Origin of the sequence: Peteryoungia wuzhouensis, from assembly GCF_003205195.1 — a bacterium.
GTDB classification, from domain to species: Bacteria; Pseudomonadota; Alphaproteobacteria; order Rhizobiales; family Rhizobiaceae; genus Allorhizobium; species Allorhizobium wuzhouense.
Map to the genome: position 1 here is coordinate 230,929 of NZ_QJRY01000005.1, position 20,577 is coordinate 251,505.

19 protein-coding genes are annotated in these 20,577 nt (G+C 61.2%); 10 read left to right on the forward strand and 9 right to left on the reverse strand.

The features are described 5' to 3' along the window. Positions 1-56 precede the first annotated feature (56 nt). The 6 genes from DMY87_RS15035 to DMY87_RS15060 all read left to right on the forward strand — a co-directional run bounded on the left by DMY87_RS15035 (position 57) and on the right by DMY87_RS15060 (position 5,892). Positions 57-899, forward strand: a complete 843-nt coding sequence (locus DMY87_RS15035) for an acyl-CoA dehydrogenase family protein (RefSeq protein WP_110792441.1) — start codon at positions 57-59, stop codon at positions 897-899. Positions 900-1,082: 183 nt separating this feature from the next. Beyond that, positions 1,083-2,219 carry an ROK family transcriptional regulator gene (locus tag DMY87_RS15040; RefSeq protein ID WP_110792442.1) on the forward strand — a complete coding sequence of 379 codons (1,137 nt, stop codon included), beginning with the start codon at positions 1,083-1,085 and terminating at the stop codon, positions 2,217-2,219. Further along, positions 2,219-2,989, forward strand: coding sequence for an ATP-binding cassette domain-containing protein (locus DMY87_RS15045; RefSeq protein ID WP_110792443.1), 771 nt, complete (start codon positions 2,219-2,221; stop codon positions 2,987-2,989). Before DMY87_RS15040 ends, DMY87_RS15045 begins: the two co-directional genes overlap by 1 nt. 43 nt (positions 2,990-3,032) lie before the next feature. After that, positions 3,033-4,064: a sugar ABC transporter substrate-binding protein gene (locus DMY87_RS15050; protein ID WP_425353505.1), complete on the forward strand. Its 1,032-nt coding sequence runs from the start codon at positions 3,033-3,035 to the stop codon at positions 4,062-4,064. Positions 4,065-4,129: 65 nt separating this feature from the next. Beyond that, positions 4,130-5,125, forward strand: coding sequence for an ABC transporter permease (locus DMY87_RS15055; RefSeq protein ID WP_110792444.1), 996 nt, complete (start codon positions 4,130-4,132; stop codon positions 5,123-5,125). Next, the gene (locus DMY87_RS15060; RefSeq protein WP_110792445.1) at positions 5,122-5,892 is read left to right on the forward strand and encodes an SDR family NAD(P)-dependent oxidoreductase; all 771 of its coding nucleotides are present in this window, start codon (positions 5,122-5,124) and stop codon (positions 5,890-5,892) included. Before DMY87_RS15055 ends, DMY87_RS15060 begins: the two co-directional genes overlap by 4 nt. Before the next feature lie 43 nt (positions 5,893-5,935). Here DMY87_RS15060 and DMY87_RS15065 read toward each other — a convergent pair whose 3' ends face one another. From DMY87_RS15065 to DMY87_RS15105, 9 genes are all read right to left on the reverse strand, one after another. After that, positions 5,936-7,246: an extracellular solute-binding protein gene (locus tag DMY87_RS15065; protein WP_110792446.1), complete on the reverse strand. Its 1,311-nt coding sequence runs from the start codon at positions 7,244-7,246 to the stop codon at positions 5,936-5,938. A gap of 77 nt (positions 7,247-7,323) precedes the next feature. Beyond that, entirely contained in the window at positions 7,324-8,175 is an 852-nt protein-coding gene (locus tag DMY87_RS15070; protein WP_110792447.1) for a carbohydrate ABC transporter permease, read from the reverse strand. Next, the gene (locus tag DMY87_RS15075) at positions 8,172-9,053 is read right to left on the reverse strand and encodes a carbohydrate ABC transporter permease (protein WP_110792448.1); all 882 of its coding nucleotides are present in this window, start codon (positions 9,051-9,053) and stop codon (positions 8,172-8,174) included. The genes DMY87_RS15070 and DMY87_RS15075 overlap by 4 nt, the downstream gene beginning before the upstream one ends. A 1-nt stretch (position 9,054) precedes the next feature. After that, positions 9,055-10,152 carry an ABC transporter ATP-binding protein gene (locus DMY87_RS15080; protein ID WP_110792449.1) on the reverse strand — a complete coding sequence of 366 codons (1,098 nt, stop codon included), beginning with the start codon at positions 10,150-10,152 and terminating at the stop codon, positions 9,055-9,057. Positions 10,153-10,179: 27 nt separating this feature from the next. Then, positions 10,180-11,688 (reverse strand): arabinosylfuranosidase ArfA, encoded by a 1,509-nt coding sequence (gene arfA / locus DMY87_RS15085; RefSeq protein WP_110792450.1) that lies wholly within the window; start codon positions 11,686-11,688, stop codon positions 10,180-10,182. A gap of 115 nt (positions 11,689-11,803) precedes the next feature. After that, on the reverse strand, positions 11,804-12,724 hold the full coding sequence (locus tag DMY87_RS15090) for an ArsR/SmtB family transcription factor (protein ID WP_110792451.1): 921 nt from the start codon (positions 12,722-12,724) through the stop codon (positions 11,804-11,806). 220 nt (positions 12,725-12,944) lie between these two features. Beyond that, positions 12,945-13,943 carry a LacI family DNA-binding transcriptional regulator gene (locus DMY87_RS15095; RefSeq protein WP_245408928.1) on the reverse strand — a complete coding sequence of 333 codons (999 nt, stop codon included), beginning with the start codon at positions 13,941-13,943 and terminating at the stop codon, positions 12,945-12,947. A 48-nt stretch (positions 13,944-13,991) separates the two neighbouring features. After that, positions 13,992-14,981 (reverse strand): ABC transporter permease, encoded by a 990-nt coding sequence (locus DMY87_RS15100; protein ID WP_110792452.1) that lies wholly within the window; start codon positions 14,979-14,981, stop codon positions 13,992-13,994. 15 nt (positions 14,982-14,996) lie between these two features. After that, the gene (locus DMY87_RS15105) at positions 14,997-15,737 is read right to left on the reverse strand and encodes an ATP-binding cassette domain-containing protein (protein ID WP_110792610.1); all 741 of its coding nucleotides are present in this window, start codon (positions 15,735-15,737) and stop codon (positions 14,997-14,999) included. Between the two features lie 159 nt (positions 15,738-15,896). Here DMY87_RS15105 and DMY87_RS15110 point away from each other — a divergent pair, with 159 nt between their 5' ends. From DMY87_RS15110 to DMY87_RS15125, 4 genes are all read left to right on the forward strand, one after another. Beyond that, positions 15,897-16,877: an NAD-dependent epimerase/dehydratase family protein gene (locus tag DMY87_RS15110; protein ID WP_110792453.1), complete on the forward strand. Its 981-nt coding sequence runs from the start codon at positions 15,897-15,899 to the stop codon at positions 16,875-16,877. Positions 16,878-16,925: 48 nt separating this feature from the next. After that, positions 16,926-17,912, forward strand: a complete 987-nt coding sequence (locus DMY87_RS15115) for a sugar-binding protein (protein WP_165826261.1) — start codon at positions 16,926-16,928, stop codon at positions 17,910-17,912. A gap of 129 nt (positions 17,913-18,041) precedes the next feature. After that, complete coding sequence (locus DMY87_RS15120; RefSeq protein WP_110792455.1) at positions 18,042-18,989, forward strand: sugar-binding protein; 948 nt, start codon at positions 18,042-18,044, stop codon at positions 18,987-18,989. 86 nt (positions 18,990-19,075) lie between these two features. Then, entirely contained in the window at positions 19,076-20,575 is a 1,500-nt protein-coding gene (locus tag DMY87_RS15125) for a sugar ABC transporter ATP-binding protein (RefSeq protein WP_110792456.1), read from the forward strand. Positions 20,576-20,577 lie beyond the last annotated feature (2 nt).

The following is a 20,577-nucleotide window of genomic DNA, read 5'->3' on the forward strand; positions in this document are numbered from 1 at the left end:
ATGGTATGCGCGGGGCGGAATAGTTTCGGATCGGTGCGGGAAGGGAAGCGGAAGAGATGGGTTCCATCACGCAGTTGAACGACAAGCTTCGAACGGTTCCCAATCCGTTGGTGTCCGACGAACAGGCGCGGGGGGCCATCGAAGACCTTTCGGCCTTAGGCACGGACGGTGAACTGCTGAATGCTGCGGCGAAAGAAGGGCTGCTGGCGATCTCTGTGCCGAGCGATTTCGGCGGAGCCGACCTCCCCAACGAACTGATCGCGGAACTGGTCGAGGCGCTTGCACGCCGGTCTGAAGAGGTGGCGCGCCGCGCGCTGTCTCACTTCGTGGCGCTGGAGTTGGTCCGGTCATCCGGCACCGACGAGCAGAGGCGCGGCCTCTACAATCGTGTCCTGCTCGGCGAGTGTCTGGCCCATGTCGGCTTCGGCATCGCCGATGCCAGGACCAATGCCGACGGGATCGGCCTCAGCCTGGCAGTGCCGACGGACATCGTTCCGGCCTCGCATCAGGACTGGACAATCCTGTCTGTCGTCGACGAACGGTCGGGGAGGGGCATCGCTGCCTTGCCGGCAACCGCGCTTGATCAGGTGGAGATCGGTTCGGATTTGCATTTGCCGGGAGATCATGTCCTGACACTTGGTCCGGATGCGGAGCATATCGCCCAAGCGATCGAGGTTCTCCTGGAGGCGGCGCTCAAGGTCGGGCTGCTTTCGGGTTCGTCAGCGTCGCCTTACGAACCGGAACCTGATGTGGTGCTTCGCGAGCTATTGAGTGCCATGATTGCGCGGGTATCTGGGACCATCGACGCGCTGCAGGTCGGTGCTGCCAACGTCGACCTATCAGCCCTCGATCGATCCGTTCTTGCCTTGCGCCACCTCAACCAACAGGCCATCGGCTAATCCGCGATCCATCGTGCCGTCCATGGGCGGTACACGGTGAAATGCGCCTCCTTGTTTCCAAGATGCGCCTCAGCGCCAACCCGGCGGGGTCCGTGCGTTTTCGCGAGGTTAGAGTCTTTTTTGAAAATGATTTGACTAAATAAATTTCCGCTGTCACTCTTCTGACATCAGCGGAGGTTTTCCATGGCGTTGCGGGGGACAAACCAGGAGACGGGACGACCGTACAATCGCAGGATTGTGCTGGAAGCGATCCGCCTTCGGGGACCCATAACGCGCGGTGATATCGCACGCAGCGTCGGTCTCACCGTTCAGACCGTCTCGACGATCGTCAGGGAGCTCGAAGACGAGGGTTTGATCCTCTCCGCGCAGAAGGCGCCCGAGGGGCGGGGGATTCCCCCCTCCACCTTGACCATCAATCCCGACGGCGGCCATGCGCTTGGAATCCATGTCACGCCGCTCGGCATTGAAGCAGCTCTGGTGAACCTTCGCGGCGATGTGTTGGAGAGCCTGCGTCGCGACGTGCTCAATGCGACGCCGGAAGACGCATTCTCCATCATTTCCGAGCTGGTGCAGCAGCTGAAGGCAAGCCCGCGTTGCGGTCGCCTGCTCGGCGCAGGTCTGGCACTTCCCGGACCATTCGACGTGGAATCCATGAGCTTTGTCGGCTCGACCACGATGACCGGATGGAAAAACGTGGACATTCGCCAGCACCTGGCTGACGCGACGGGACTGCCGGCCTTCATCGAGAACGATATGGCGGCCGCTGCCCTGGGCGAGCAGCTCTACGGTCTCGGCCAGCAGCTGTCCGACTATTATTATCTCTTCTTCAGCGTCGGTCTCGGCGGTGCCATGATGCATGAGGGGGCGGTGTTCCGGGGAGCTTGGGGCAATGCCGGTGAAATCGGCCATATTCCGGCCGTGCCCGATGGGGAGCCATGTCCGTGCGGCAATCGCGGTTGCCTGGAGCGTTACCTTTCGCTCGATGCCTATGAGCGCCGCGGCTTGCCGGCGAACGAATGGGTCGCGGAGGTCGCGCCGTTCTTTCGCAGCGCAGTCCGGACGATCGAGAACCTTTTCGATCCAGAGACGATCGTTCTCGGCGCGCTCGCGCCGCATGCCTTCATCAGCCAGCTCGCCACCCTTGTCGACGGGCTCGACAATTCGATTTCCGCCCGGGCCAATCGGCCGATGCCGCGTGTGGTGATGGCGAGCGATTGCCAGCATTCGGCCTTGCGAGGGGCTGCGGCTCTTGCGGTCTTCGGCGTGATGTCGCCGCGATACGGGCAAATGTTCGAAACACCAGAAAAGGGGACTGCCTGATGACCGAGAAACTGCTCGTCCTGGATAACATCCGCATGAATTTCGGGGCGATCGAGGCGCTCAAGGGCATCAGTTTCTCGATTGGCAAGGGTGAAGTCGTCGCTCTCCTGGGTGACAACGGGGCCGGCAAATCGACCCTGGTCAAGATCATCTCCGGCGGTTTGCAGGCAACGTCAGGGCGCATGCTGTTCGAAGGGCACGACTATCAGGCAAAGACGCCGGCCGAGGCGAAGGCCGTCGGTATCGAGACCGTCTATCAGGACCTGTCGCTGTGCACCAATGTCGACGTCGTCGGCAATTTCTTCATGGGCCGCGAAATCACGCGGAAGATTGCAGGCATCCCGTTCCTCGACGAGAAGGCCATGGAAGAGGTCACGTCCAAGGCGCTGGCCAGCGCGGGCACGCGCATTCCGTCCATGCGCACAAAGGTGGAACATCTGTCCGGCGGCCAACGCCAGGCCATTGAGCTCAACCGCTTCGTTCATTGGGGTGGCAAGCTGGTGCTGCTGGACGAACCGTTTGCCGCACTCGGCGTCGAACAGACACGGCGCGGACTCGATATGATCCGCCACGTTGCGAACCAGGGCATCGGCGTCGTCATCATCACCCACATCATGCAGCAGGCCTTCCAGGTCGCTGACCGCATCGTCGTCATCCGCCACGGCGTCGTCGCCGGCGATGTCGAGAGAGCCAAGACAAGCCCGGATGCAGTGATCGAAATGATCACAGGGCAAGCACTCGCCGGAGCCGGACCGGTGGGCAGAGAATGAAAAGGGGTCCGGCTCAAAACTGGAGAGAACAATGATAAAGCGAATGATGCTTGCATTGCTGAGCGTTCTCGTGCTCGGCCTATCCATGCTCACGACCGCCGCCGCCCAATCGAAAGGCGTCGTCTACTATCTCGTGCCGACCTTGCTCGACGAGTTCCAGACCGGTTCGGTCGGGGCGCTCGAGATGTTCCTGAAGCAGACCGGCTACGAGATGAAAACGCTCAATGCCGACAACAAGACCGATATGCAGCAATCGCAGATGAATGACGTCATCGCCCTGAAGCCCAGCGCGATCATTCTTGCTGCGGTCGATTTCAATGCGCTGAAGCCGTCCATCGAAGCTGCCCGTGCGGCCGGTATTCCGGTGGTCGAATTTGACCGGCAGATCACCTCGACCATGTCCGATTTCACCTCGGTTGCCGGTACGATCGAGATCGGTCACGTCGCTGCAGACCAGGCTGAAGCCATGCTGAAAGCCAAGAAGGGTGACGTTTCAGGCAAGATCCTTCAGGTGCTCGGCGATCCGGGCGATCCCTACACGCTCGATATCCAGAAGGGCTTCGAGGAGAAGATGAAGGCGTTTCCTGGCGTCACCATCATTTCCGTGCCTGCGCTGCAGTGGGAAGCCAGCAATGCCGGGACGATCGTGTCCGACCAGATGCTCGCCAATCCCGATATCGACCTGATCTTCCTGCATGCAGCCCATCTTTCAGTCGCGGCGGTCGCCTCGCTCGAAGCTGCCGGCAAGAAGCCGGGTGATGTCATGATGATGAGCTCGAACGGCGCGCCCGTCGGTCTCGACCTCATCCGCAAGGGCTGGCTCAATACCGAGGTGGAACAGCCACTTTATGCACAGGCCGCAGCCGTTGCCATGTTCATGGACAAGATCGTCGGCAAGCAGGAAATCAAGGCCGGCGAATACGACGTGCTGGGCCTGAAGGGCGTGGTGACGATCGAAGCCTGGGGGCCGAACATCAAGATCCCCGGCGCTGCGATCACCAAGGAGAATGTCGATAACCCGGCCTTTTGGGGCAATATGAAGCCGCCGGCCGGGACGGTCGAATCCGTCAAGTAAGACGGCTTTTCCACCCGGGGTCCGAGGGCCCCGGGACCTCCCTTCCTTCAATATGGATTGGCCGCATGCACCCTCGTAGTCGCACCATTCTCGAATTCATCCTCGACAATCTCGTCTGGTTCATGCTCATTGTGGTTCTCGCGCTGTTTTCGGCGCTGATCCCGAACTATTTCCAGATCGGCATTTTCACCAACATCATCGAAGCCTCCAGCGTCCTCGGGGTCATGTCGATCGGTCTGGCGCTGGTGATCATCACCGGTCATATGGACCTGTCCGTCGAATCCGTGGCGGCTCTCTCGGCCATGGCGGTCGGAATCCTCTTCTGCTCGGCTGGCATTGGGCTCGGGATCAAGCTCAATCCCGAATGGCTGATGGTGCCCGTGTCGCTCTTGCTGGCCTGCGCCATCGGCGCGCTGATCGGCCTCGTCAACGGTTTTCTGGTCGTGAAGCTGAAGATGAGCGCCTTCATCATCACGCTTGCCTCGTTCATCTGGGTGCGTGGCATCGTGCTTGCCGTCTCGGGTGGACGCTCTGCGCAGGATCTCGATCCGGCCATCCGCTGGTTTGCCATCGAACGTTTCGCCGGCATTCCCTTGTCAGCCTGGATCGCGATCGGCTGCTTCCTGATCTTCTCGGTAATGATGGCGAAGACGCCGTTCGGCCGGCATCTGATCATGATCGGCGGCAATGAAACCGCGACCTTCAGGGCGGGCATCCGCGTCACCCGCAATCTGATCATCGCCTTCGTCATGGCGGGAGCGATCGCCGGGCTCGCTGGCTGGCTGCTTGCCATCCGCACATCCGGAGCCACTGCCAATCTCGGCGTCGGGCTGCTGTTCAACGCCTTTGCAGCCGTCGTGATCGGCGGCGTCAGCCTCAAGGGTGGTGTCGGCGCCCTTCCAGGCGTCTATGCCGGCGTGCTGCTGCTCTCGTCAATCAACACGGCCATCAACCTGATGGGGCTCCCGGCGAATTACACCCAGGTCATTCACGGCTTCCTGGTGCTCGCCGCCGTGCTTCTCGATACCTTCAAACAAAGGCTCCGCCAGAGGCTCGCATGACAGACAGATTGAAAGACAAGGTGGCCCTGGTCGTCGGTGCCTCCAGAGGTATCGGCAAGGCCGTTGCACTGCGCTTCAAGGAGGAGGGGGCGAAGGTCGTCATCGCCGATCACGAGGCGGAGGAAGGGCAGGCGGCGGCCGATGACATCGGTGCGGATTTCGTCGTCACCGACATTTCGAAAATGGATGATGCGGTCGCTGCGGTCTCGTTCACCGTTGAACGGCACGGTCGGCTCGACATCATCGTCCAGAATGCCGGCATCTATCCGTGGCAGCTGATCGAGAATACCGAGCCTGACGACTGGGACCGGGTGATGGCAGTCAATCTGCGCGGTTGCTTCAATGCGGCGCGCGCAGCGCTGGTGCCGATGAAGGCGCAAGGGTCAGGCCGCATTCTTTTCACGTCATCCATCACGGGCCCCTATGTCACAAGCCCCGGACATGGGCATTATGCGGCGAGCAAGGCGGGCATCAACGGCTTCATCCGGTCGGCGGCGCTGGAATTCTCGTCCTATGGGATCAATGTCAACGGTGTCGAGCCGGGCAATATTTTGACCGAGGCCATCCAGCTGCATCGCGGCGCGGCCTTTATCAAGAACATGGAGGTTGCCATTCCGCTCGGACGATTGGGCTCGCCGCGTGATGTCGCCAATGCCTTCCTGTTTCTTGCCTCCGATGATGCAAGCTACGTGACCGGGACGACGATCGTGGTGGATGGCGGGCAGTTGTTGCCGGAAGGCGCGGATTTCCGGTTGCTGCCCCCCTGAGGCATGGGGCGGCACGGCGCGTGGCGCCGTGCCGCTTGTCGTCTTAGAGGTCGCCGAGCAGTTCGTTGACGCGGCTTTCGGCAGACGCAAGCGCTTCGTCGACAGACTTGTCACCGTTGACGGCGGCGCCGACTTCATCGCCGATGATGTCCTGGATCGGGAATTGGCGCTGGACTTCCGCCGGCAGCGGACGGCCGATCTGAGCGATCTTCGCAATGTTGTCGCGATGCGGCAGCGCCTTGAATTCCGGCATGTCGAAGACGGCCTTGGCGGCCGGCAGGTGACCGGTGCGGGCCCACTGGAAGTCGTTGTCGGCGAGGAACTTGAAGAGCTTGCCGACGGCCGCGATCTGTTCCGGCGTGCGGTCCTTCTTCGGCATCACCCAGCTGTGACCATCGGCATAGGTGCTGTCCTGGCCGGGGAAGAGCTGCGGGACGGGATAGACGGTATAGCCCTTGGAGAGGGCGGTGCCGTCCTTTTCCGACTGGGCGACATAATCGCCGATCAACCAGGTGCCGTTGACCGCAATCCCGCCCTCACCGTTGGCAAAACCGGAGACAGCGGCGGCATAGTCGAGGCCGGTCGTGGAGATGCCTTCATCCTTGGTCGCCTTCATCAGCTCGACGGCGGCCTTGGCTTCCGGCGTGTTGAGCTTGATGGCGGTCGGGTCGGAGAAGAAGTCCGAGTTTTGCTGCTGCAACAGGGTGTAGAGGATACGGGTATAGGAGGCCGTTTCGTTGGCCATGATCTGGATGAGATAAGGCTTGCCGGTCTTTTCCTTGAACTGCTTGCCCTGAGCAATCAGTTCTTCAGCCGACTTCGGCAGGATCGGCGTACCGTCAGCGTTGACGAGGCCGGCTTCCTTCATCAGATTCAGGTTGACGTGAAAAAGCATGGTCCAGTTGTCGAAGGGCAGACCGTACAGCTTGCCTTCCTTGGTGACGCCGTTGCGGCCGGCATCTGTGAAGCTGTCCGGCGTAACACCCTGTGCCGCCAGGACTTCGTCGATCGGCTCGATCAGGCCGCGGCTCTGATAATCGGAAATCGCGGAGTAGTGCATCGAGACCACATCGGGTGCTGCACCAGATGCCATCTGTGCGTTGAGCTGGTCGTAGCCCGGCCACTCGACCGTCGTGACATTGACGTCGATATCCGGGTTGTCAGCTTCGAACTTGTTGACCAATGCGGTGATGATGCCGCACTCGCCGACGGCGGCGGACACGTCGGTCACCTTGCCATAGTCCGCTTCGCAGGCACCAAAAAAGCGCTGCAGCTCGATCTTGGTCTGTGCCTGGGCGGAGGCGCCATAGCCCAGCGCGATCATCGCGACGGTAGTCAGAAGAATGCGTTTCATAATGTCTCACTCCCTTAAATCGGGCTGATTGCCCTGTTGAAAAGAAACCGGCCAGCTCCTCCCCGGCCGGGCAGGCTTCACTTCACAGCGCCGCCGGAGACGGCTGTGACGATGTGTTTCTGGAAGATGATGTAGACGATGAGTGCCGGGACGCTTGCAAACACGGCCTGGGCTGCGAGGAAGCCAAGCCCCTCGCTCTGCGCGAAGTTCGACTGCGACGAGGCAAGCCCGACCGTCAGCGTGTACATTTCCTTCTTGGTCGCAGAGATCAGCGGCCACCAATAGTCGTTCCAGCCATGCAGGAAGGTGAAGATGCCGAGGGTGGCCTGGGCTGGCAGGGTCTGCGGCAGCATGATTTTCCAGAAGATCCTCCACTGCGATGCATTGTCGAGCAGGGCCGCTTCGTCGATTTCCTTGGGGATGGCCCGGAAGAACTGCGTCATCAGGAAGACCCCGAAGGCGCCGGACAGGCCCGGCAGCATCAGGCCGAGATAGGTGTTGTGCAGGCCGAACCAGTTGAACATCTGGTGGCGGGCGATGATCACCGCCTGCTCCGGTACCGCGAGGCCGAAGAGCACGATGACGAACAGCGTGCGCCGGAAGGGGAACTCGAGACGCGCGAAGCCATAACCGGCCAGCGAGGAGAGGATCAGCACCATCAGTGTTTCGCCGGTGGCAACGACGAGGCTGTTGAAGAACCAGCCGAAGACCTGCGACGAATGCAGGATGTTCAGATAGTTGGCGATCGTATAAGGCGCCCGGAAGACCGAGTCCGTGCCAATCATCAGGTCTTGGTTGCTCTTGATCGAGAGGCCGACCAGCCAGGCGACCGGCGCCATCATCACGACGGACAGGAAGGCTGCTCCCCATAGGAGCGACCGGTTGGCCGTCAGAACGTCCGGCTTGTAGGTACCGTTCGAGTTGCTCATGCGCCGTCCTCCGTCTTGCGCGAGGACACGACGTATTGCGCCATGGCCGCGACGAGGATGATGAGGAAGAGGTACTGCGAGGCCGCTGCCGCACGGCCGACATCCCAGCGGACAAAGCCGACTTCGTAGATGTACATGACGAGCGGACGCGAAGATCCATTCGGGCCGCCATTGGTCATCAGCTGCGCCTGACCGAAGAGCTGGAACTGGAAGACGATCTGGATGATGGTGACCAGCATGATGGTGCGGGCAATCGAGGGCAGGGTGATGCGGGTAAGCACCCGCCAGGGGCTTGCATTGTCCAGCGCCGCTGCCTCGTAGAGATCCTGCGGCACCTGCTGCAGGGCGGCGAGGAACAGCATCATCGGCAGGCCCACGCACCACCAGACGGTGGCGACGCCGACGGCGAACAGCGACCAACCCTTGGTCGAGATGAAGTTGATCTGGTCAATTCCGGCCTGGGTGAAGAGAACCGAGAGAAGGCCGTCGCCGGGGATGAAGACGAAACGCCAGATCAGCGTGACGATGGTCACCGAGAGCACCGAGGACGAGAAAAACAGGCCGCGGAAGAAGCTGGTGGTGCGCGTCGTGCGGTTGAGCGCGAGCGCCAGAAACAGCCCAAGGGCAACCAGCGTGGGGACGCTCACCACAACAAACAGGATGGTGTTGCGCAACGCCTGCAGGAAGACGGCATCGCCGGCGACGCGGATATAGTTGGTCAGGCCGACGAAGCGGCCGGGGCCGAAAAGGTCGACCTTGTGCAGGCTCAGCCACATGCCCCAGAAGAGCGGGAAGACGAGCAGGGCGATGAAGACCAGGAGGTAGGGCAGGATGAAAAGCCCATTGCTCCATTGGCTGCGGCGATAGCTTTCGGCCATGTCAGTCCGCCTCCCTTGAGAAGGCCCGACCATCGGCGCCGAAGAGATGAAAAGCCTTGGGGTCGAGCGAGATCATCAGCCGGTCTCCAGCCTTGATCAGGGAACGGCCGTCCGCTTCGACGACGAATTTGCTGCCATCATCGAGCACGCCGTAGACCAGCGAACGATCGCCGAGACGTTCGACCACTTCGGCGGTCAACGGGACACCGGGACGCCCGTCAGTCAGGACGGTGATATCTTCGGCACGAACTCCGACGGTGGCACCCTGCGCATTGACTGCACCCGGGACGGCAAAGCCCGTTTCGACCGTTCCGAGGCCGGCAGTCGTGACCGCGAGGCCGGTGCCTACCTGGCTCCAACCCGTCACGGGCAGGAAGTTCATGGCCGGCGAGCCGATGAAGCTTGCGACGAATTTTGTCGCTGGCCGCTGGTAGACATCCATCGGCGTGCCGATCTGCTCGATCTTGCGCGCATTCATGATCACGATCCGGTCGGCAAGCGTCATGGCCTCCACCTGGTCGTGGGTGACGAAGATCATCGTCGAGCCGAGGCGGTGGTGGAGCTGGGCGAGTTCCAGACGCGTGCGGCCTCTGAGTGCCGCATCGAGGTTGGACAGCGGCTCGTCGAACAGGAAGGCCTTCGGCTCCTTGACGATGGCGCGGCCGATCGCGACGCGCTGGCGCTGGCCGCCTGAAAGCTTCTGCGGTTTGCGATCGAGCAGATGGCCGATTTCCAGCGTTTCGGCGGCGGCCAGCACGCGGCTCTCGATCTCGCCCTTGGCCATCCCGATGTTCTCAAGCCCGAAGGACATGTTCTGCTTCACCGTCATATGCGGGTAAAGCGCATAGGACTGGAAAACCATCGCCACACCGCGTTTGCCCGGCGGAAGCGTGTCGACGCGCTGGCCGGCCACCGAGATGGTGCCTCCCGTCACGTCTTCGAGGCCCGCGATCATGCGCAGCAACGTGGACTTCCCGCAGCCCGAAGGGCCCAGGAAGACCACGAATTCGCCCGCCTCGATGGACAGTGAAATGTCCTCAAGGACGGTCAGTGCGCCGTAGCGCTTGGTGACATTGTCAATTTCAATCGAAGCCGACATGGTTTCTCCTCCCCGTCGTCGATTGGTTTACTGGCCGAGCCGGATCATCCGGTAGCTGAGCGGAGCGATCTCCGCCTTGAGGCGTCCCTCCCCGACAGACACGCCGCTTCCATCGACCGGTTCGACGGTCTGCTTGTCGGGGCCGTTGACTGCCTTCAGCGCATGGCCTGCGATGAGCTTGTCCATGATCACCTTGCGATCGCCGAAGCCTTCGAGCGCGACATCAAGAGTGATCGCGTCGGTCTCGTGGCGGTTGACGATGAAGAGGGTGAGCGCGCCGTCGGTGTCGCTCTCGACGGCGGAGACATCGAGATAGGGTACGGCTTCGGCGAAGTCGGTCTTGTAGCTCGGGCAGTCGATCGACAGCTGGTAGGACGTGCCGCGGCCGTAACGCGAGGCAAAGAGATAAGGGTAATAGGTCGTCTGGCGCCAGGCCGGGCCGCCGGGCACGGTCATGATCGGGGCGATGACGTTGACGAGCTGTGCGAGGCAGCCGACCTTCACGACATCGGCGCGGCGGATGAAGGTGTTGAGAATGCAGCCGACCTGCAGCACGTCCTCGAAATTGTAGATGTCTTCCAAGAGTTCCGGCGCATGCGGCCAGCCATCACGGCCTTCCAGAACCTTCCGGTCGGCTTCGTTGGAATGGTACCAGACATTCCACTCGTCAAAGCTGATATAGACGTCCTTCTTCGAGCGCTTCTTGGCCTTGGTGACCCGGATGACGGAGGCGATTGTCTCGATATAGTCATCGAGGCGGGCGTTCTGCGCAAGATAGGCGGCGGTGTCGCCGGCATGGTTCTCGAAATACATATGCAGGCTGATGTAATCGACGCTGTCATAAGTGTAGTCGAGAACGGTCGCCTCCCAGGCGGGATAGGTCGGCATCTTCGGTGAGGACGAGCCGCAGACCACCAGTTCGATCGACTTGTCGAAGGCGCGCATGGCCTTGGCGGTCTCGAAGGCGACCCGGCCATATTCCTCGGCCGTCTTCTGTCCGATCTGCCAGGGGCCGTCCATTTCATTGCCGAGGCACCAGAGCTTGACGTTCCACGGCTCTTCGCGGCCGTTCTTGCGGCGCAGATCCGACCAGTAGCTGCCGCCCGGATGGTTGACGTATTCGAGGAAGGCGCGGGCTTCATCCAGACCACGCGAGCCGAGGTTCACAGCCAGCATCATCTCGGTGTTGGCGGCCTTGGCCCAATCGGCGAATTCGTGGATACCGACCTGGTTGGATTCCGAGGTGTGCCAGGCGAGATCGAGCCGAACCGGGCGATCTTCCTTCGGGCCGATGCCGTCTTCCCAGTTGTAGGCCGAGACGAAATTGCCGCCGGGGTAGCGCACGACGGGTACATCCAGTTCGCGGACGAGATCGATCACGTCCTGGCGCATGCCATTTGCATCGGCAGTGGGGTGTTCGGGTTCGTAGATGCCGGTGTAGACCGCGCGGCCGAGATGCTCGACGAACGAGCCATAAAGGCGCGGATCGATCGAGCTGATTTTATAATCGCGGTGAACGGTGCCGACAGCCCGCATGTGTATTTCCTCCAAATATATCCGTTTTTCGGATATCTATCATAATTGAGGATATGATACACGGGATCGACCGGAGGTCAATCCGGCAATATGGAGGGGAAAATCGCAGGTGAAGTCAGGTCTTGATGCGCAGGACAATGTCCTGATCGTAGTTGCCGAAACCGCGGCCGAAGATGTTGATTCCACCGGGATGTTCGGCCGTCTCCGGCACCTCGATCCTGACGCGGATCGAGCGGTGCTCAAGCAGTTCCAGGTCGTCAAGTCGTGTATCGGACACGCGCATCCCGTCGATAAAGGTGCCGTTTTCCGTCACGCGAAAACTCTTCAAGACGCCATATTGGCTGCCGCGCAGCTTCCACCAGTCGGGTGTGAATTTGCCGCGGCGGTCGCCGAAATCGCCAGGCGACGTCCAGGTCGCGACGGCTTTGCCGTTGATCGAAATGGTGATGTCGGACGGCCAGTTTTCGGAAGTGCCGGGAACTTCGGAGGAAAGCTCCAGGAGCAGTTCCAGTTCCCGGATGGGCGCGCCCTTGATCCTGGCATTGTTCGGAAACTGGTAGTCGACATAACCCCTGGTAAACCAGAGAAGTCCAGCCTTCATGCGGTCGGGGGAGAGGAAGGTGTCGGGGCTGTCGAGATAGCCGATGATCGCCTCCGCTGCGCACATGCCGCAGGGGGCGTAGACGTCGTAGCCGCTGTAGAGACCAACCGGCATCGACACTTCGATCGCTTCGTCGGTGGCCTTGTTGGGGCGGGTGAAGGTCAGCACGATCTCGTCGTGCACGGCATGGCAGATCTTCTGGCTGCCCTTGCGGGCCTTCTGCACTTCGGTGCGGATCAGTCCCGCTTCTTCCATCTGGTTGAGGTGCGTCGATGTCGTCGACTGAGGCAGGTCGAGAACCTCGGCAATCTCGTTGACGTTGAGGGGGCCGCGGGCATGCAGAAGTTCCAGAATGGAAAGTCGAGCGGGTGCGGCTAGGCTCTTAAGCACGTCCTTGCCGTCCTCGGGCGTGATCATCAAAAATCGGCTGCTCACATCGATCCTCCCCGTGATCACGGATCTATATCAGGAATTTGGGTTTGATCAACAGCGGAGATGTCTGTGACGCGAGGGGAAGGGCGAGAGTGACGCGCCGGCCGCCAGATCATGTCCGTATTTCATGGAAACACAGAAATGATCTATCTCTTTGTCATCAAGCAATTCCGGAGGCGAAACCGGATTCCACTTTCGCCGGAGTTGCTCTCGGCGAGGCGTGTCAGACGGATTCCCGTTCCACCAGCAGGCATTCGACCTTCAACTGGTCGTGGGAACTGTTCAGGCCGCCGGTGATGTCGGAGATCACTTCGACGGCCATCGCCCCCATCTCGAACATCGGCAGGTGGAAAGTGGTGAGCGGCGGCATGGTGAATTGGGCGATGTCCCGGTTGTCGAAGCCGACGACCGAGATGTCGCCGGGGACCGTCTTGCCCAGTTCCTTCAGCGCGTCGATGCAGCCGAGCGCCATGAGATCGTTGGCGCAGAAGATCCCATCCGGCGGTTCCGGCAGCTTCATCAGGGCATGGGTCTTCTCGTAACCGGAAGACGGTTCCCAGTTGCCGTAGTGGACAAGGTCGGGGTCATAGGTGATGTCGTTGCTGGCCAGTGCCTGTTTGTAGCCGCGCAGGCGGTCGCGCGGATTGTCGAGGCCTTCCTGTCCGTTGATGAGCGCGATCCGCTTACGGCCGGCGGCGATCAGTCGTTCGGTCGCGGCGCGGCCGCCGGCGACGTCGCCGGGAAGGATCGAGGCAAGGCGGCGCTGCTGGTCGTAGCAGTTGACGAGAACCGACGGAGCGCGGAACAACGGCTCGGGCGGATCAATCTTTCGGGTCAGGATCGTGCCGAAGATGTAGCCGACGAGCACCTGGCCATCACAGACGGAGAAGATGCCGCCATCCGGGTCCTCGCCCTTGCGGAAGACGCCAAGCGTGACGATGATGCCGAGTTCCAGCGCCTTTTCACGGGCACCCTCGAAGGCCATGGCCATCCAGGGATCCGTCGTGAGTTCGTCGACCACGAAGACAATGACCCGGCTTCCCGCGTTGGCCGGTGTCGCTGATTTATTCGAGAGGCGATACCCGAGTTGTTCGGCGGCATCGAAGACGCGCTTGCGGGTAGTCTCGCTGAAGCGGGCCCCGGAACTTCCATTCAGGATGAGCGACACGGTTGCCTGGGACACACGCGCCAGTGCCGCTACATCCATCATCGTCGGTTTCAAGGCATTCTCCATGACGAACACCGTGGTTTCCGAAGCGCAAGACGGCTTTCAGGATCTGAATAGCCTGATACGATCGAAGGCGACGGCAACCACTATGAAGGTACCTATGAACATTCCTTGCCAGAATGTCGAGATGCCAAGCAGGATCAGGGAGTTGCGGATCACTTCTATCAACAGCGCACCGACGACGGCGCCGAGCGCATTGCCTTCCCCGCCCGCCAGATTGGCGCCGCCGATGACCGCTGCCGCAATCACCGTCAGTTCCATGGCCTGACCGAGGTTGGTGGTGACGCTGCCGAGCCATCCCGCCATCAGGATGCCGGCGAGGCCTGCGGTGAAAGCCGAGAACATGTAGATGCTCACCTTCATGCGCCGCACCGGTATGCCGGTCAGCAAAGCTGCGTTCTCGCTGCTGCCAATGGCGAAGAGATGCTGGCCCCAGCGGGTCCATTTGAAGGCGAGCGACATGATCAGCGTCAGGGCGGCAAGGACGTAAAGGGGGTGGGGGATGCCGAGGGTCGATCCGCCGCCGACCCAGATCAGCACATTGTGGTCGGGACCGAAATCCCAGATCATCTTGTTGTCGGAGAGCACCATGGCGAGCGATCGGGCGGCCGACAGCGTTCCAAGGGTCACGACGAAGGGCGGCATGCCGGCATAGGCGACAAGCAGACCGTTCAGCAGGCCGACAAGCAGGGCGGCGCCGAGGGCCATGACGGCTGCGAGCAGAAAGGGTGCCCCGGCTGCCATCGTGACGCTGATCACCATGGCGCTGAGCACGACCGAGGACCCGACCGAGAGATCGATGCCTCCGGAGGCGATCACCGCCGTCATGCCGATCGCGATAATGCCGACAAAGGCGAAATTGCGTGCGACATTGAAGAGATTGCGCTCGCTGGCGAATGCGTCGGTCAGGAATGTCAGGGCAAGGCAGGCGAGGATGGCCGCAAGAAACACCCAGAACAGCTGCAGGCTTGCGATCCGCGACAGCCAGTTCCTGTGTTCGCTTCTCGAAATGACGTCTTCCAGAGTGGTCATGGGTTCATCCTCTCCTCAAGCGGTCTCGATTGCGCCGGTAATGAGACCGGTCACTTCCTCGGGTGAGGACATGGCAGCCTTCTTGTTGGCTACCAGTTCGCCACGGCGCAGCACGGCAATGCGGTCGGAGACCCCAAAGACGTCGGGCATGCGGTGGCTGATCAGAATGACGCTGATCCCCTGATCCCGGAGCCGCCGGATGACATCCAGAACTTCGGCAACCTGGCGCACTGAGATTGCCGCTGTCGGTTCGTCCATCATGACGATCTTCGGCTGCGACAGCAGGGTTCGGGCGATGGCGACCGCCTGTCGCTGACCGCCGGACATGCGGCGGACGAGATCCCGCGGGCGGGTTTCGGATTTCAGCTGGCGAAAGAGGCCGGCGGCGACGCGATTCATGTGCCCGTAGTCGATGTAGCGCAATGGCCCGAGCCGTTTCGTCGCCTCCCGTCCCAGGAAGACATTCGACGCTGCGGAGAGGTTATCGCAGAGCGCGAGGTCCTGATACACGACCTCGATACCCTCCCGTTGTGCGTCGCGGGGGTTGTGAAAGCTCACGGGCTGGCCGTCAATCCGGATCTCGCCGGTGGTGGGTCTGAAGTTGCCGGCGATAATTTTCACAAGGGTGCTTTTGCCGGCACCGTTGTCGCCCATCAGGCCCAGAACCTCTCCCGGCTCGATCGACAGCGCCACTGATGACAAGGCCTGTATTGCGCCGTAACTCTTTGATATTCCATTCAGTGTAAGTCGCGACACGCGCGGTCCTCCCCCGGATTTTTGCTCCTCCAGCATCAGCATGCCGACGTGCGTCGAGACGGTCAACGGCCATTTTGATATTAATGATGCTTGACTTAATATTATTACTAAATATTAATTCGGGCAACCAGTGAATGAATGGGTGAGGGGAGGCGTTGAATGAGGTTGCTTGTCACGGGCGCCACCGGAAAGGTTGGCCAGGCCTTCCTTCCCGCCTTCCTGCGCGAGCCCCGCTTTGCCGATTGGAGCGTCGTGGCGCTTTGCAACAACAGGGTGATCGACGCTGCCGATCGACTGTCGGTGGTGAAGGGGTCGGTCGCAGATCAAGATGTGGTTTCGGCGGCGCTCTCCGGGGTGACGCATGTGCTGCATCTGGCGGCCGTCAAGGAAACCCCTGACCAGGCGATCGACGTTGCGCTCAAGGGGCTCTACCTGCTGCTCGACCGCTTCTGCCAGCTCGAGGATGCACGACAGTTCATCCTCCTGAGTGGCGATTGTGTCGTGGGGCATATCTTTCAGGACTATCCGGAACCCATCACCGAGCAGTCGCCGCGCAGGGCCTATCCCGGTGTCTATGCCCTGACGAAGGTGCTTGAAGAGGTGATGATCGAACAGGTCGGCATTCAATCCGGGCTGAATTGGACGACCCTTCGGGCGCCGTGGATCATGGAGAAGGACGACTTTCGCCAGGCCTTCGCGTTTGGTGGTGAGCAGTTCGGCGGGCCGCCCTGGTCGACGCTGCTCGATCCACAGCGGCATGAGCAGATTCGTGCTGGCGGATATTTTCCTGCAATGCGCGATGCCCGTGGAAGCTACCTGAAGCGCAGCTTCATCCATGTCGACGATCTCGTCCGCGCGATCCTGTCGTCGATCGACAATCCGCAGGCCTTCGGCCAGCTGTTCAATATCGCGATGGACGAACCTATCGATTACGGCCGTGTCTCGGAGCGTGTGAAGACCGTTGCGGGGCTTGAGCCGGCAGATATCGAAACCCCGTTTCATAGCAACTGGCTCGACAATTCCAAGGCGCGGAAAATCCTCGGGTGGAGGCCCGAGATTGATCTTGATCGGCTCGTGGAGCGGGCCTGGAACTACCGGCGCGCGGCGGATGATCCGCGCATCATCTGGTATCCCGGCTGAGCAGGAGGGCTTTCGCCGGCAATTTGGAGGAGGAGAAAAGCAATGAAAATGCGTTATCTGGCATTCACTGCAATACCTGTTCTCATGGCCCTGGCCGGGGAGAGCGCCGCCGAGGGCAAGAAGACGCTGGCGATCGTCGTGAAGGGACTCGACAACCCGTTCTTCGAGCAGATCAATCTGGGCTGCAAGAAGTGGCTCTCGGAAAATCCCGACAGTGAATATGAATGCCTCTACACGGGGCCTGCTTCTTCGGCCGACGAGGCCGGCGAAGTGCAGATCGTCGATGACCTGTTGAGCCGCGGGGTGGCGGCCATCGCCATTTCGCCATCGAATGCGCCTGCCATGGCCAACCGCATTCGCGAAATCGCGCCGACCGTTCCGGTCATGACGGTCGATGCCGATTTCCTCGAAAAGGACAGCGATCTGCGCAAGACGTATCTTGGCACCGACAACTACCTGATGGGCGTCAAGATGGCGGAGGAAGCGAAGAAGCTGAAAGCCGAAGGTGGAACCGTCTGCCTGCAGCTCGGCAATGTCGCCGCCGCGAATATCAATGCCCGCGCGCAGGGCTTCCGCGACACCATCGCCGGTGCCAAGGATGTCGACCGCCTGACCGGCCAGAACGGCTGGACGGAAATCGAGGGCTGCCCGGTCTATACAAACGACCAGGCGGATCTCGCCAACCAACAGATGTCGGATGTCTTTACGGCGCATCCCGATCTTGACGCGTTCATCCTGGTCGGCGGCTGGGCGCAGTTTGCCCCTCAGGCCTATACTCAGGTCACGGATCAGGTGATGGACAAGCTCAAGTCCAAGGATCTGGTCATCGTGGCGGGCGACACCCTGCCGCCGCAAACGCAGGCCTTCCGTGAAGGGCGCAGCCATGCGCAGGTCGGTCAGCGACCCTTCGAGATGGGCTATAAGGCGCCCGATGTGATGATCCAGCTGATCAAGGGCGAGAAGGTCGAAGATCCGTTGTTCACCGGTCTCGATGTCTGCAACACCGAAGACCCCGGCTTCTGCAAGGACAATTGACACACCAGGCAGAGGGGCTTGCTCTCTGGCTGACTTCGTTCGGCATGCGGACGGCTCGGGAGGGGCCGTCCTGCGTGCTGCCGTTCAACATGATGGCAGCCCGATGGAGAGGGTTGCGGGAGGATAAAAATGAAGAGACTTTCGATTACGGCGCTTGCAGCCGCACTCACGATCGCGGCGACGCCGGTGCTGGCTGACGACAAGCCGGCGCTTGCCTTTGTCGTCAACGCGGCCTCGGATTTCTGGAAACTTGCGGAAGCCGGCGTCAAGGCGGCCCAGGCCGAACTTCCGGATTTCGACCTGCAGTTCCGCTATCCGGCACAGGGGACCGCAGCGCTTCAGAACGCGCTGATGGACGATCTGGTCGCCGCCGGCACGGATGCGATCATGATTTCATCCGTCGATCCGAAGAACTCGGTCGATGCCTTCAACAAGATCGCCGGGCAAATCCCGCTGTTCACCACAGATAGCGATGCGCCGCAGTCGAAGCGGATCGCCTATCTCGGATCGTCCAACACCAAGGCCGGCATCCAGGCGGGGGAGATTGCCGTGAAGGCTTTGCCCAAGGGTGGTAAGTGCATGGGCTTTGTCGGCTTCCTCGGTGCCGACAACGCCAAGGAGCGCATCGCCGGCTTCCGCGAGGCCGTCGAAGGCAAGGGCATCGAATTGGTCGACGTGCGCGGTGACGACGTGGACTTCGCCCGCGCCCGCTCGAATGTCGACGACGTGCTGGCGGCGAACCCCGACATCGACTGCATGGTCGGCTTCTATTCCTACAATCCGCCGAAGATCTACGAGGCTCTGCAGGCAGCGGGCAAGCTGGGCACCATCACCGTCATCGCCTTCGACGAGGATCCGATCACGCTCGGTGCCGTCAGGGAAGGCAGCTTTGCCGGAACTGTCGTGCAGGATCCCTATCAGTGGGGCTATCAGGGCATGAAGCTGATGGCGGCCTACGTGAAGGGCGACAAGTCGCAGGTTCCGGCCGACGGGCTGATCATCGTGCCGACGCAGGTGATCGACAAGGCCAATGTCGATGCTTTCGAAAAGCAGCTCAAGGAGCGTATCGGCGGCTGATCCGGTGTCGCCGATACCCCTTAAGGTCTGCGCGGGCCGATCCGGTCCGCGCAGACCGTCTGTCTGCCGCCGAGGAGCATTTGTGCATGTCTGCTGATACCCGCATCTCTCTTGATCTTGTCGGGATCACCAAGGTCTATCCGAGTGCCGTTGCGCTGAACGGTGTATCGCTGTCGATTCGCGGCGGCGAAGTGGTCGGGTTGATCGGCGAGAATGGGGCGGGCAAGTCGACGCTCATGAAGGTGCTGGGCGGTACGATTGCGCCCGACGAGGGAGAGATCGTCATCGACGGAGCGCCTCTGGCGGAGATGACACCCGCTGCGGCCGTCTCGCACGGTATCGCTTTTGTCCATCAGGAGCTGAACCCCTTCTCCAATCTCGACGTTGCCGGCAATGTGCTGCTGGGACGCGAAATCCGCAGCGGCCCTTTCGGCTTTGTCGACCGCAAAGCGATGGAAAGCCGCGTTCGTCCCCTGCTCGACATGCTCGGCACCCGTTTCACCGCGTCGACGGCCGTGTCCGAGCTGTCGCTGGCCGATCAGCAATTGCTGGAGATCGCCAAGGCACTGTCGATCAATGTACGCCTCTTGATCCTCGACGAGCCTACCTCAAGCCTGACGCTTGCGGAAACACAGCGGTTGCTCACGGTTATCCGGCGGCTTCGCGACGAAGGGGTCGCCGTCCTGTTCATAACCCATCGCCTGAATGAGGTGGAGGAGGTGGCGGATCGGGTGGTCGGGCTGCGTGACGGGACAAATGCCGGTGAACTTCCCCGAGAGGGGATCACCAAGGATGCCATGGTGCGCCTGATGATCGGTCGGGACGTCAAGCAGTTCTACGTTCCACCTGAACGCCAGGCCGGCGCCGTCGTGCTGCGCACTGTCGGGCTTCGAACCCGGACCTATCCCGATGCGCCGGTCAACCTTGTCATCCGCAGCGGTGAAATTCTCGGACTTGCCGGACTGGTCGGGGCGGGCCGAACCGAGTTCGCACGGGCTTTGTTCGGCATCGATCCGGTGCAGGCCGGACACGCGGAAATCGGTGGACAGCCGGTTGAACCGGGGTCGGTCCGGGCCGCCATCGACGCGGGTATCTGTCTTGTGCCGGAGGACAGGAAGACAGAGGGGCTCTTTCTCGACTTCACCAGTGCCGGCAACATCGTGATGCCGAGACTGGCGGCCATCGCAAGGCATGGATTTGTCGATGGGAGAGTTGAGCGGGAGATCGCCGAGGACTTTCGTCAGAAGCTGTCGATCAAGGCGCGGCGGCTCGACCGGCCGGTTGGCGAACTCTCAGGCGGGAACCAGCAGAAGGTCGTGCTCGCCAAATGGCTCGGGCTTCATCCGCGGCTGATCATCCTCGACGAGCCGACCCGGGGTATCGACGTCGGTGCGAAAGCTGAAGTCTACAGCCTGATGCGTGCAATGGCGGAGCAGGGGGCAGCCATCCTGATGATCTCCTCAGACATGGAGGAAGTGATCGGCGTCTCCAACCGTGTCGCGGTGATGCGTCGTGGTGTCATTGCCGGGGTGCTCGAACGTGAGGATCTCTCCGAGGAAGCCGTGCTGCGGCTTGCGGTCGAATAGAG

Bases quoted from the DNA above. Each gene is read 5' to 3' on its own strand.
- DMY87_RS15075 (WP_110792448.1), bottom strand. From the start codon at position 9,053: ATGGCCGAAAGCTATCGCCGCAGCCAATGGAGCAATGGGCTTTTCATC.
- DMY87_RS15120 (WP_110792455.1), top strand. From the start codon at position 18,042: ATGAAGAGACTTTCGATTACGGCGCTTGCAGCCGCACTCACGATCGCG.
- DMY87_RS15060 (WP_110792445.1), top strand. From the start codon at position 5,122: ATGACAGACAGATTGAAAGACAAGGTGGCCCTGGTCGTCGGTGCCTCC.
- DMY87_RS15115 (WP_165826261.1), top strand. From the start codon at position 16,926: ATGCGTTATCTGGCATTCACTGCAATACCTGTTCTCATGGCCCTGGCC.
- DMY87_RS15065 (WP_110792446.1), bottom strand. From the start codon at position 7,246: ATGAAACGCATTCTTCTGACTACCGTCGCGATGATCGCGCTGGGCTAT.
- DMY87_RS15110 (WP_110792453.1), top strand. From the start codon at position 15,897: ATGAGGTTGCTTGTCACGGGCGCCACCGGAAAGGTTGGCCAGGCCTTC.
- DMY87_RS15055 (WP_110792444.1), top strand. From the start codon at position 4,130: ATGCACCCTCGTAGTCGCACCATTCTCGAATTCATCCTCGACAATCTC.
- DMY87_RS15040 (WP_110792442.1), top strand. From the start codon at position 1,083: ATGGCGTTGCGGGGGACAAACCAGGAGACGGGACGACCGTACAATCGC.
- DMY87_RS15035 (WP_110792441.1), top strand. From the start codon at position 57: ATGGGTTCCATCACGCAGTTGAACGACAAGCTTCGAACGGTTCCCAAT.
- DMY87_RS15050 (WP_425353505.1), top strand. From the start codon at position 3,033: ATGATGCTTGCATTGCTGAGCGTTCTCGTGCTCGGCCTATCCATGCTC.
- DMY87_RS15045 (WP_110792443.1), top strand. From the start codon at position 2,219: ATGACCGAGAAACTGCTCGTCCTGGATAACATCCGCATGAATTTCGGG.
- arfA (WP_110792450.1), bottom strand. From the start codon at position 11,688: ATGCGGGCTGTCGGCACCGTTCACCGCGATTATAAAATCAGCTCGATC.
- DMY87_RS15070 (WP_110792447.1), bottom strand. From the start codon at position 8,175: ATGAGCAACTCGAACGGTACCTACAAGCCGGACGTTCTGACGGCCAAC.
- DMY87_RS15125 (WP_110792456.1), top strand. From the start codon at position 19,076: ATGTCTGCTGATACCCGCATCTCTCTTGATCTTGTCGGGATCACCAAG.
- DMY87_RS15100 (WP_110792452.1), bottom strand. From the start codon at position 14,981: ATGACCACTCTGGAAGACGTCATTTCGAGAAGCGAACACAGGAACTGG.
- DMY87_RS15080 (WP_110792449.1), bottom strand. From the start codon at position 10,152: ATGTCGGCTTCGATTGAAATTGACAATGTCACCAAGCGCTACGGCGCA.